The sequence below is a fragment of the Microbacterium sp. CIAB417 genome (assembly GCF_022788845.1).
In genome coordinates this window covers 1-1,341 of sequence record NZ_JAHZUT010000024.1, presented here as the reverse complement: position 1 = coordinate 1,341, position 1,341 = coordinate 1, and the positions used below count along the sequence as shown (strand labels likewise).

General features: G+C 66.7%; 1 protein-coding gene and 1 pseudogene. Both read right to left on the bottom strand.

All coding sequences use genetic code 11. The features are described from left to right. Positions 1 to 435: 435 nt before the first annotated feature. Complete coding sequence (gene rplA / locus KYX17_RS31545; protein WP_243233718.1) at positions 436 to 1,125, bottom strand: 50S ribosomal protein L1; 690 nt, start codon at positions 1,123 to 1,125, stop codon at positions 436 to 438. An 11-nt stretch (positions 1,126 to 1,136) separates the two neighbouring features. After that, positions 1,137 to 1,341, bottom strand: a pseudogene (locus tag KYX17_RS31540) (50S ribosomal protein L11); the annotation flags it as partial.

The following is a 1,341-nucleotide window of genomic DNA, read 5'->3' as shown; positions in this document are numbered from 1 at the left end:
TCCGCGTCGTTCAGGCTGTCAAATCGACATGCCGGATGACCCGGGACCAGAGCCGTTCACCGAAGCTCTTCGAGCTTCGAGACAACTTCTCTAGCTTATCCGTTTCGCGGAGCCTGTCAAATCGGCGCCGGCGGATCCAGGATCCGCTGCGCGACCGTCGACCGCGTACCACGAGGTGGATCCCCCATCCTAGACGCGATGGTCCGGACTCTCAAGAGTGAGAAGGATCGGGGGTGGTTCTCCGCTTGAGGGGGTGAGGCTCTCGGCCTTTCCGCTTCCCTGTGGGGCGAACAGGTAATAACTTACGCAGGATCCCCGGGCCGGGCAAATCGGGGCCTCCGCCTGGCGTGTCGCGCGGAAAATCGCGGGATCCCGCGACATCCCGAGCACGACGAAGGGCCCCCACCGAGGTGAGGGCCCTTCGAGCGACGCGATTCAGATGGCGTTGACGTCCAGCGGGATGCCGGGGCCGAACGTGGTCGACACCGCACCCTTCTGGATGTAACGGCCCTTCGAGCTCGACGGCTTCAGGCGCACGATCTCCTCGAGCGCGGCGCCGATGTTCTCGCCCAGCTGCTCGGCGGAGAACGACGCCTTGCCGACGACGAAGTGCACGTTGGCGTGCTTGTCGACGCGGAACTCGATCTTTCCGCCCTTGATGTCCTCAACGGCCTTGGCCGGGTTCGGGGTCACCGTGCCGGTCTTCGGGTTCGGCATCAGACCGCGGGGGCCCAGCACCTTTCCGAGACGACCGACCTGGCCCATGAGCTCGGGCGTCGAGACGGCCGCGTCGAACGCGGTCCAGCCGCCGGCGACCTTCTCGATGAGCTCGGCGCCGCCGACCTCATCAGCGCCGGCCGCGATCGCAGCCTCGGCCGCGGGACCGGTGGCGAACACGATGACGCGCGCGGTCTTTCCCGTGCCGTGCGGCAGGATGACGGTGCCGCGCACCATCTGGTCCGCCTTGCGGGGGTCGACCGAGAGCTTCAGTGCGACCTCGACGGTCGCGTCGAACCTCGACGAGCCGGTCTCCTTCGCCAGGGCGACGGCCTCGGCGGGAGTGTAGAAACGGTCTGCCTCGATCTTCTCGGCGGCAGCGCGGTATGCCTTGGACTTGGTAGCCATGATTGTTCTCCTCAGCCCTCGACCGTGATGCCCATGGAGCGGGCGGTGCCGGCGATGATCTGCGAGGCGGCCTCGATGTCGTTCGCGTTGAGGTCGGCCTGCTTGGTCTCGGCGATCTGACGGACCTGGTCCTTGGTGATCTTGCCCACCTTGACCGTGTGCGGCGTCGCCGAGCCCTTCTGCAGGCCGGCGGCCTTCTTGATGAGCTCCGCAGCC